The 10,345-nt window shown below is 46.9% G+C and carries 10 protein-coding genes; 3 read left to right on the forward strand and 7 right to left on the reverse strand.

Going from position 1 to position 10,345, the window contains the following annotated elements; all coding sequences use genetic code 11:
* Positions 1-463: 463 nt before the first annotated feature.
* Positions 464-637 carry a hypothetical protein gene (locus BZJ21_RS16570; protein ID WP_164837586.1) on the reverse strand — a complete coding sequence of 58 codons (174 nt, stop codon included), beginning with the start codon at positions 635-637 and terminating at the stop codon, positions 464-466.
* A gap of 280 nt (positions 638-917) precedes the next feature.
* Here BZJ21_RS16570 and metC point away from each other — a divergent pair, with 280 nt between their 5' ends.
* Complete coding sequence (gene metC / locus BZJ21_RS14475; RefSeq protein WP_077576703.1) at positions 918-2,111, forward strand: cystathionine beta-lyase; 1,194 nt, start codon at positions 918-920, stop codon at positions 2,109-2,111.
* 72 nt (positions 2,112-2,183) lie between these two features.
* On the opposite strand, the gene BZJ21_RS14480 is transcribed toward metC, so the two are convergent.
* The 5 genes from BZJ21_RS14480 to BZJ21_RS14500 all read right to left on the reverse strand — a co-directional run bounded on the left by BZJ21_RS14480 (position 2,184) and on the right by BZJ21_RS14500 (position 7,832).
* Positions 2,184-3,782: a methyl-accepting chemotaxis protein gene (locus tag BZJ21_RS14480; protein WP_077670164.1), complete on the reverse strand. Its 1,599-nt coding sequence runs from the start codon at positions 3,780-3,782 to the stop codon at positions 2,184-2,186.
* A gap of 158 nt (positions 3,783-3,940) precedes the next feature.
* Entirely contained in the window at positions 3,941-5,176 is a 1,236-nt protein-coding gene (locus tag BZJ21_RS14485) for a quaternary amine ABC transporter ATP-binding protein (RefSeq protein ID WP_077670165.1), read from the reverse strand.
* Positions 5,169-6,065: an ABC transporter permease gene (locus BZJ21_RS14490; protein ID WP_025744837.1), complete on the reverse strand. Its 897-nt coding sequence runs from the start codon at positions 6,063-6,065 to the stop codon at positions 5,169-5,171. Before BZJ21_RS14490 ends, BZJ21_RS14485 begins: the two co-directional genes overlap by 8 nt.
* Before the next feature lie 64 nt (positions 6,066-6,129).
* Positions 6,130-7,125: an ABC transporter substrate-binding protein gene (locus BZJ21_RS14495; protein ID WP_077670166.1), complete on the reverse strand. Its 996-nt coding sequence runs from the start codon at positions 7,123-7,125 to the stop codon at positions 6,130-6,132.
* A gap of 167 nt (positions 7,126-7,292) precedes the next feature.
* The gene (locus BZJ21_RS14500) at positions 7,293-7,832 is read right to left on the reverse strand and encodes an isochorismatase family protein (RefSeq protein ID WP_025744899.1); all 540 of its coding nucleotides are present in this window, start codon (positions 7,830-7,832) and stop codon (positions 7,293-7,295) included.
* 160 nt (positions 7,833-7,992) lie between these two features.
* On the opposite strand from BZJ21_RS14500, the gene BZJ21_RS14505 reads away from it, so the two are divergent.
* Positions 7,993-8,862 carry a DMT family transporter gene (locus tag BZJ21_RS14505; RefSeq protein ID WP_077670167.1) on the forward strand — a complete coding sequence of 290 codons (870 nt, stop codon included), beginning with the start codon at positions 7,993-7,995 and terminating at the stop codon, positions 8,860-8,862.
* 32 nt (positions 8,863-8,894) lie between these two features.
* On the opposite strand, the gene BZJ21_RS14510 is transcribed toward BZJ21_RS14505, so the two are convergent.
* Positions 8,895-9,878 (reverse strand): lipid A deacylase LpxR family protein, encoded by a 984-nt coding sequence (locus BZJ21_RS14510; RefSeq protein ID WP_077661410.1) that lies wholly within the window; start codon positions 9,876-9,878, stop codon positions 8,895-8,897.
* Between the two features lie 138 nt (positions 9,879-10,016).
* On the opposite strand from BZJ21_RS14510, the gene BZJ21_RS16705 reads away from it, so the two are divergent.
* On the forward strand, positions 10,017-10,280 hold the full coding sequence (locus BZJ21_RS16705; protein ID WP_077670168.1) for a rhodanese-like domain-containing protein: 264 nt from the start codon (positions 10,017-10,019) through the stop codon (positions 10,278-10,280).
* Positions 10,281-10,345 lie beyond the last annotated feature (65 nt).

The following is a 10,345-nucleotide window of genomic DNA, read 5'->3' on the forward strand; positions in this document are numbered from 1 at the left end:
TTGTCTTCGCGTGTCATGATATCGCTCCGATAGTGAAGGAGCTATATCAATATCAGGTCATCGTGGTTATCTGAATGTGGGGAGAAATGGCCGCTTACTTATCATCAACTGAGGGTGAAGCAGAAAATTGAGGATTAAAATCGGACGCGCTGAAACGTAAGCGCAGCGCCAATAAAGCGTGGCCATAACAAACAAAAAGCTCGGGAAATCCCCGAGCTTTTTTATGCTTATTGCTTAACTAAACGTGGCTTAGGCTTGCTTTAGTTGCTTTTTCAATTTTTTCAGCTTGCCTTCTTGTTTCGCAACTTTTGCTTTGGTTTTCTTGATCGATTTTTTCAGATCTTTCTTTGATACTTTCGCCATGATTTTTTCTCCTTAAGTATAGATTGCCGAAGCGTTTGCCACTGCAATACAGCTTCAATGCTGTGGTCGGGTGCCGGCAAGTTGCACCGTAAACTGGGTGTTATGATTCTTTTTTTGTTTCGTGGTCTTTTAAAAATTGTTTGATAAACCGTCTGACTTCTCGAGCCGCTGAGGTATCAAGCTCGTCACATGTTTGCAGAAACGCATCACGTTGCTCACTATTGATTCGTATCAGTAATTGGCTGTCTTTTTTAACTTTTTCTTTTTTTGCCATATTTTTTAGCCTATCAATTAGATATACAATGTATATACACTTACATTGTGTTTCCAGTCAAATAGATAAAAATGTGATCTGTTTAGTGTTCGAACCAAAATGCGGAGTGGATAGTCATCAACCTAAACACGCTTCGCTAACCGCGATGACTTAGCGTTTAGCGCGATGACATATCGTTGAATCGATAGATAGAAAATTACAATATGGACGTCTAAATGTCTTTACTGCTTTTGGCGAAACGCTTAGGCTAGAGGTATGGGCAACATAGGATGAGTGAGCCATGGAAAAGAAACAAAATCGTACGCAGCTAATCCATGCTGGACGCCAAAAAGGCTACACCTTAGGCGGGGTTAATCCAGTCGTACAGCGCGCTTCTTCAATCATTTTTGATTCATTAGCAGAAAAGAAACACGCGGTTGCAAATCGTCACCAACAAACGCTGTTTTATGGCCGACGAGGTACGACTACTCACTTCTCGCTGCAAGACGCAATGACAGAGCTTGAGCAGGGAACAGGTTGTGCGTTATTTCCGTGTGGCGCGGCGGCGATTGCTAACAGTATTCTCGCATTTGTTAAAACGGGCGATCACATACTGGTATCGGGTTCGGCGTATGAGCCTACTCAGGACTTTTGTGAGAAAATACTGGCCGACATGCAGATCGAGACCGAGTATTTTGACCCACTTGAAGGTGACGAGATTAGTCATCGTATCAAGCCGAATACACGTATCGTGTTCTTAGAGTCACCCGGATCGTACACCATGGAAGTGCACGATACGCCAGCCATTGTGCGAGCGGTTCGCAATCGCGCCCCAGATGCTGTGATCATGATGGATAATACGTGGGCGGCAGGTCGCTTATACCAGCCGTTAACACAGGGTGTCGATATTTCTATTCAGTCTGGCACCAAGTACATTATTGGTCATTCAGATAATATGCTAGGCACCGCCGTCGCCAATGCGCGCTGTTGGCCAACGCTGAGAGAGCGTGCCTACTTGATGGGACAAACCGTTGATCCTGACACTGCCTACCAGGCGGCGCGAGGACTGAGAACGCTCGATGTACGGCTAGCGCAACATCAAGAAAATGCGTTACATGTTGCCAACTGGCTGAATGAGCAGGCTGAAGTGGCGAAAGTGCTTCATCCCGCATTCACTGATTGTCCGGGGCATCGCTATTTTGCCCGTGATTTTAGTGGCAGTAACGGACTGTTCTCATTCGTTTTTAAGGAACGTTTGTCCGATACGCAATTAGAAGCATTCTGCGACTCTATGAAGTATTTTAGCATGGCTTATTCATGGGGAGGTTACGAGTCTTTGTTACTTGCCAATCAACCCGAACAGCTTAATCGGATCCGGCCCGTGGCTAAAGTAAGTTTCAGTGGGACACTCGTTAGACTGCATATTGGTCTCGAACAGGTGGAGGATTTAATCGCTGATCTTGCCGCTGGTTTTGAACGAGTGAATAAGACGTAATCATATCTATTTTCGAAACACCTAGCTCCCGGACAACAGGGCGCTAGGTGATCACGATTCGCTATTTCGCCGTCACGTCTGAAACTGATCGGTCAGCTGGGTTAATGCGCTCGATTGATGGCTAAGCTGACCGCTTACATCACTGGTTGTATCGATAGCATCGGTCAGTGACTGACTGCCATGTTTGAGAGCGCGACGTTGCTCAGTAAGGTGTGCAATTTCTTTGTGTTGAGAATCGAGGGCTGCTTCAACTTCAGCGCTGAGTTGCTCCAGCCCTTGGAAAGTAGTGTGCATTTCACCGAGATAACCTTGTAGTCGGATGCTTGCTTGCTGGTTATCTGCACTGGCCGATTGTGTTTCTGATAATAGATGACTAGCGGTATCTACTTGACCAAGTAAGTCATTGATCCATTCTCGAATATCCCCTGTCGATTGTGCTGTGCGCTGAGATAGATTTCTCACTTCATCCGCGACAACCGCAAATCCACGGCCATGCTCCCCTGCACGTGCCGCTTCTATGGCAGCGTTGAGCGCGAGAAGGTTAGTTTGCTCTGCTATACCTTCAATCACATCCATAACACCGGCAATTTGGTTGCTCGTTTGTTTTAGCGTTGCCATGGTATTTGATACATTTTCAACCACCTTGACGCTGTGCGTTATTGAGGCTTCAGTAGCACGCATTTGGGTCTGAATCTCATCGTTGTCTTGGGATACTTTGCCGATATACTCGCGGGTATCATGAATAGCACTCGCGATTTCCGTGGTTGCGCTTTCCATAACGGTAAGCGATTGCGCGACATCGTTAACGTTTTGCCGTGTTTGCTGATTAATCGTCGCCACTTGCGTGCTTTGTTGGTCTAAGGTATCTGACTGTTGATCAAGCGCTGATGTTCGCGATTGTATATCGGTAACAAAGTGACTGAACTTATCGAGCAAGTTATTTGATGCGCGAGCGACGGCACTGACTTCGTCGTGATACTTGTCAGACAGACGTATTGAAAGATCGGAGCGATTATCAATATCCGTCAGCGAGGTCGCGATATCGTCCAAGCGTACAATGACGGTTTTGCGAAGCCAGGTCATTAAAATAAGTGCAAGGATCAAAGTGGCACCGCTACCGGCATACACAAAATTGGACTGCTGATGCAAGAAGAGGATCAATCCTGAAGCAGATGCCTTAGCATTATCCTGACGCTCTATTAGTTTTTCGCTAATCACTGATAGCATAGGATCAACGGCTGGGTAGAGATCGAAATCCACAAGGCGGCCTGCGTCATAAAAACTTTTACTTTCGACCGTTTTAGCGAGCTTATTAAGGTATTGATCAAACTTCTTTTTTTTATCTTTTTGTTCAGAACGCCAGTTTGAGAGAGAAGGATACTGGGACAACGCCTGCCAGCTTTGCTGATAGCGTTTATGGAGCTTTTCAAACTCAGGCGTAATTTCATTCCAAAACAACACTTGGGCTTTGATCTTTTGTGATAGATTCACTAAGTCTCGGTGATCACGCTCAAGCGCGAGTAATGCCCAGACTTCGGGGAGTTGTTGATTCACATATTCGGCTGAAGCATCCGCTGAGCGAGATGATATCCAAAGCGCGAGACTACCTAATCCTAAGGTCGATGCGATGAAGAGGGTAAAGGCGATCAATAACCGCTGACGTACACTCATATAACTTCCTACCAACTGGAGTCCTGATATGCGCAGCAGGTTAGGGAGAAAGTGTTTCAACAAAATGACACTTGTCTCACTGTTATGATGACGAGAAGAGATACCTTTTCATTGGAGTGAAAATAATGCGCCCCTATAGGTAGGGCGCATTGATATAATTAGCTCGCTTTTTGGGGCGGGTTTGTGGATAACGTTTCGGTCGCGCTTTTTCCTGTTTCGCTGAGAATGTTGGCAACAGTCTGTCGTGAGAGATGCCCGATAAGCTCCCCATGATCGTCGAAGACGGGCAGTGGCCATTTCGACTCCAAGGTATCTGGAATCACACTCTCGAGCAAAGAATCTTGATCAATCGCGGGAACAGCCTCAAGTAAGCTAGCCTCGATATGGCCACTTGGATCTTTGTCACTCAGCGCTTTTTGGCTCAAGGTACCTTGGTAACCCTCCTCGGTAATATAGTAGCCATAATTAACTTTTTGGTGGCGCATCTGCTGAATGGCATCACCAATTGTGGTCGCACTGATACGACAGATTTGCGGCTGCATCACGGTTTCAACGGTTAGGGCTCGAGCACGGTTGACGTCTTTAACAAATGCTTCGACATAGTCGTCTGCTGGTTGAAGTAGAATATCAACCGGCTCACCCACTTGTACCAGCTTACCGTCCCGTAAAATGGCAATACGATCACCAAGACGTAACGCTTCGTCGAGATCATGGGTAATAAAGATAATCGTTTTATGCAGCTTTTCTTGTAGCTCAATGAGTTGGTCTTGCATCTCACTGCGAATGAGCGGATCCAGTGCAGAAAACGCTTCGTCCATCAATAGGATCTCCGCATCCGTACACAAGGCCCGTGCTAAACCGACGCGTTGCTGTTGCCCACCGGATAACTGGGCAGGGTATTGGTCAGCATAGCCCTCTAAGCCAACCGTAGAGAGCCACTGTTGAGCCTTTTCATCTCGCAGTGCTTTGGCTTCTCCTTGAATGCGAAGACCAAAACCGACGTTTTCTTTGACAGTACGGTGAGGAAGCAAGCCGAATCGCTGGAAAACCATCGACATTTTATGACGACGAAATTGCTGCAACTCTTTTTGTGAGTACTGCATTATATCCGTGCCATCAATGCGAATTTCACCTTCTGTCGGATCGATCAAACGATTGAAATGGCGAATCAGTGTTGATTTTCCTGAGCCAGATAAGCCCATGATGACGAACACTTCACCGCGCCGAATAGACAGATTGATGTCACTAAGTCCGATAGTATGTCCTGTTTCTTGTAGCAATGCGTCTTTGCTTTTACCTGCTTTAACATCGGGCATGAGCTTACGCGGATGGTTGCCAAATACTTTGTAAAGACCGTGAATTTCGATCAAGGTGTTCTGCTCAGAATCAGTCATGATCACCTCCCTTTAAGTGCTGCTGTGATCGCTTGGCATAGCTTTGCGAGACGCGATCGAAAATAATAGCAATCACGACGATCGCGAGGCCATTGAGCAGGCCCAAGGTGAAATATTGGTTAGTGATCGATTTAAGAACGGGTTGACCCAAGCCAGAAACACCGATCATCGAGGCGATCACGACCATGGCGAGTGCCATCATAATCGTTTGGTTAATGCCGGCCATAATAGTGGGCATTGCCAGTGGTAGCTGAATCTGAAAAAGGCGCTGAACGCCATTGGCGCCATACGCAGTCGCTGCTTCAAGCACATCTTTATCGACCAGCCTAATCCCAAGGTTCGTTAAGCGGATGACCGGTGGAATGGCGTAAATCACGACGGCAATGACCCCCGGAATTTTACCAATGCCCAGTAGCATCACAACAGGAATTAAATAGACGAAAGCGGGCATGGTCTGCATGATATCAAGAAGTGGCGTAACCACCGCTTGGGTCCGATTGGACTTCGCCATCGCAATCCCGATAGGTACACCGACACCTATCGCGACAAGCGTACAGACCAAAATGATACTCATGGTGCTCATGGTATCTTCCCACATCCCTAAGTAAGCAATTAGAGTGAAAGAAACAACCACAGCCGCAGGGAGCTTCCAAGAGCGACTGGCGAGATACGCGATACCGGCAAGTACGGCAATCACCAGCCACCAAGGTGTGGCAAGGAGTAAGTCTTCGAACCAAACAAGAAAGTGGAGGAGGGGGTCAAAAAAGGCTTCGATACCTTCGCCATATTCGCGAGAAAAATTCCGATAGGCACCATCCAGTGTTTGTCGGATGGTGAGCAGATCGCGCCTGCTCATTTCTGGCACATCCGTTAGCCATGAAGTCGCCATTGTTATTATTCCTATACTGCTAAAAGAAATCCCGCACAGTGGCAATACTGTGCGGGTTATTGAGTTACAACGCGTCTTTTATTTTGCTCGCCACCTCATTTGGCACCCACTGGGTCCAAATGTCTTCATGATTAATTAAAAAATTGATCATCGCATATTCACCGTCAGCCTGGTTATCTTCCATCCATGCCAGTAATCCATTCATCTGGTCGTTGGTAAAACCACGATTTTCTATATAGGCCATGGCCTCGGGAGCTCGTTTAGCAAAGCGTTCTGTCACGACAGTCTCAACATCAGCGGCTGGATACATTGTTGCTTTCGACGTTATGCACTCGTCAGATGTAATACATGACTTATAGTGCTCGACATCCGTACCCGTTTCGAAATCGACTTTAACCATTTCATATTTGCCTAACACGGCCGTCGGTGCCCAGTAGTAACCAAACCAAGCTTCTTCGCGTTCATAAGCTTTGGCAATGGAGCCGGCTAAGCCAGCACCGGAGCCAGGGTCGACAATTTCAAAGCCACTGTCGGCGAGATCCAATGCTTTAAAATTATTTTCCGAGGTAATTTGGCAGCTCCATCCCGCGGGACATCCGTAAAAGGCTGCTTTTGACGGATCTTCGGGATGAGGGAAAAGATCGGCATTGGCTTTAACGCCCGAAATGGTTTTAAGTTCGGGGTGCTGATCGATCATGTATTTAGGGACCCAAAATCCCTCTTCGCCGCCTTCAACAAAGGCTTGTCCTGCATAGTGTATACGTCCTTCGTCAATACCTCGCTGAAGGCCTTCACGCATGGAGTTACTCCAAAACTCCGGTGCAATATCGGGCTCGCCTTTTTCTATCATGGATGTGCCGGTTGGCATGGTATCACCAGGTACGAGTTCAGCATCACAGCCGTAGCCATGTTCTAAAATAAACTGATCAATGTTGGCAATCAGGCTCGCTGAATTCCAGTTCATATCGGCAATCGTGACGTTGCCACACCCATGATCATCGGCACTGGCCGGGACTGCAGACAGCGTTAATAGGGTTGCAGAGAGTAGTCGTTTGTACATAGTGCTTCCTTTCTCTTTTATACATTCGTCATGAATAATATTAGACCACTAATGAAAATGTTAGCGCCTACTGTGCGATCTATATCTCATAAATACTCGATATTTTAGGAGTATACGTATTCAACCCCTAGATCTTCACGCCCATTACTTAGAGATCTATTTGCTTTCTACTTGATTAACGTTAAAAAAGATCGAAAGTCTGAACCGCCGGCTGCTTGTTGCCACTCAAACAACAAGGCTTCGACCAAAGTGATCCAGGCGCCATGTTGCTGCATCATGGCAATTCCGGTGTGGTAATGAGACGCGTCACAGGATGAGGTTGCATCCGTGACTAAGTGAACGTGATAGTGGGCTCTGAGTAGATCGCAGGCTGTTTGATAAACACAAATATGGGTTTCGATGCCACATAGGATGACTTGTTTACGGTTAAGATCATCGAGTCGTTTTTTAACATCGGGGTTTGCGTAAGCACTAAATGTCTGCTTGGCAATGGGCGTATCCGTTGGGATTAACTCAGCCAAACTCTCAGTGGTCGCGCCGAGCTTATCGGGCAGTTGCTCGACCCACACCACGGGCACATCAAAGTACTGACAGGCACGCATTAGTTGGGCCAGCTTTTGGTGTAGTGCTTCGCTGCCTGTTACCTTTTGTGCCAGTTTGCCTTGTACATCAATCAACAAAACGACCGCATTCTCAGTATTGATCATTATTTTATCCCCCTGTTTTATCACGCAAATAAGCATAGCACCTTCTCGCTATGGTGTTGTCTTTTTGAGCGCTAATACATTTTTCTTACTATTAAGATACTTGATGTGAACTAATATAACAGCTACTGTATCTTTACGTGAAGATATATAGAGAAAGGTTATGCATTATTTTATCGCTATTCTTGCTCCGATTTTTTGGGGCAGTACTTATTCAGCGGTTGCTCTGTTTCTGGGGGATCTTTCCCCTTATTGGATGGCAGTATGGCGAGCATTGCCAGCGGGCCTGTTAATGCTGATGATCAGTCGACGTGGTTTACCTTTAAGTTTGCCGAGAATGCTTGCTGTAAGCTTTTTTAATATCGCGGCTTTCTTTTTACTGCTTTTTATTGCCGCTTATCGGCTACCCGGCGCTATCGCTGGGACTTTAGGCGCGACCTTACCCTTAGTACTGATGCTGCTTCAGTGGTTAACAGAAGGGAAACGGCCTCAGCCTAAACTACTTGGGCTGGCGATTTTAGGGCTTTTCGGCGTGGTATTATTATTGAATCCATCTTCCAATATCGATTGGATAGGGGCCGGTGCCATGTTACTTGCCACATTTTTTGTTGCTCAGTCGACACTATGGATGAAGCGCTGGGAAGCGAAAGACATTTTTGGATTAACCGCTTGGCAGTTAGTCCTTGGTGGCATCATGCTTATTCCTTTTGCTTGGCTCTTTGCGGGGCCGCCACAGGCGATAACCATGGAGGCCGTACCAGGACTTGCTTGGGTTATTTTACTCAATACTGCTATCGGTTACTGGGCCTATATTCGCTCGATCACTGTACTTGGCCCAAATCGTCAATCTATCATTATGTTTCTTAACCCGCTTACGGCGGTAACCCTTGGTGTACTGTGGATCAATGAAACGTTACAGCCGTTACAGTGGTTAGGTATTGCGATGATTTTAGCGTCATTGGTGTTGATGAAACTCACGGATAAACGAAAGAGTCAGTCGCCTAAACAAGCCGTTGCCGCCACACCTCGATAGTGGCGACGGAAAGCGAAACGAGAGTATGGATGTTAATACCGATAATGCACGGTCCAAGATACGTAGCTATAGGTGTCATCGGTAGCTTGCTTATAGTCTTTCGTGTGTACAACAACACTGATATCTGTGCCCCAGCGAGGCTGGTAAAATGCTAGCCCGGTAGCGGCACTTGCTTGCCAGTGGGTCATATCGATGTCGGCATTCTCTGGCGGTTTATCGCCATTGATGGTGATGTCATTGGCCCGATATCGGCCTTGCATCGCGGCATAAAAGAATGCGCCCTGTTCGCTTGCGTCGAACAAACGGCTGTCTAAATGCCGGCCTGGCTCGAAGCTAATGCCGCCAAAGGTATTAGCCAGATCAAGACCAATACGATAACTCAATCCTGTAGAGAGTTCGCTGCGGAAGTTACCGATATCGGCACGTCCAGTCACTCCCCATTCTTGGTTCTCGCTACGGTGCAGGAGCTGGTGGCGTTCATAAGCAAACTGCGCCACTGGCGTGTTTTCTACTTGGTAGTCCCATCCTTTTGGGTCGGGCGAGTCGATGAGGTCATGAACGTAAGATTGTCCTTCTTCAGTTTGCGACGCGGGACCAACCATTCCGAGCATAAATGACCACTTATCGACCCGTTCTGATGTCTGCTGATAAATGCCAGGCTCGATAAAAATCAAACCGGCATAGGGACGTTCATTGGGATGGGGCGTTTCCCATTCAATATCGTTGGGCGTCCACATCATTTGTCCAACATCGATGCTCCAGCTTTGGCGTGCTTGTTCGTTAAGCGGTAGCTGTTGAGCAAACCAACGAATGGGCGTGACAGCGGTGGTGGTGACATCATCGGACCAATCCGCATGCCAGTGCGCATAAACACCACTGGTGTATTGATTATCAACGCCTAACGGACTGTCGTTTTCAATTGTTACACCGACCCCCGCGCTAAAAGCCGCTGTGGGTGCTAGTAGCAGTGTGGGAAACAATAAAATAGCGCCTGAGATCACGCGAGATGGCGTCATTCATATCCTCATTGAGTTGCATCTTTAATGCGAGGCTTTCAGTATGAGTAAAAAATTAGGCTGATACTAGATGAGATAAGTCAATATCTTGTGAAAGTGTTGTCATCCGCCAATCAACGATGAAAAGGAACCGTCAAGATGTCAGTGTTTGTAACCCCTGAATGGCTCGCTCAGCGCCTCGATACCGTCGTTCCTGTCGATGCTAGCTGGTTTATGCCAGATGTATCCCGAGATAGCTTCCAAGAGTGGCGCCAACGGCGTATTCCGGGTGCCGTCTACTTTGATTTCGATAATACAGTCAAAGATCAATCCTCCTCTTTACCTCATATGTTACCGGATGAAACGAGTTTTGCGCGACATATGGGAACGCTATACCCAATTAACTTGAAGATGCATGATTGAACATCTGAAAGTTATCGTTAATACGAGACGTCAAAGACCCTGCGATCTCAGGAAGAGTCACAGTA

This window comes from Salinivibrio costicola subsp. alcaliphilus, from assembly GCF_001996185.1.
In the GTDB taxonomy this organism is placed as follows: domain Bacteria; phylum Pseudomonadota; class Gammaproteobacteria; order Enterobacterales; family Vibrionaceae; genus Salinivibrio; species Salinivibrio costicola.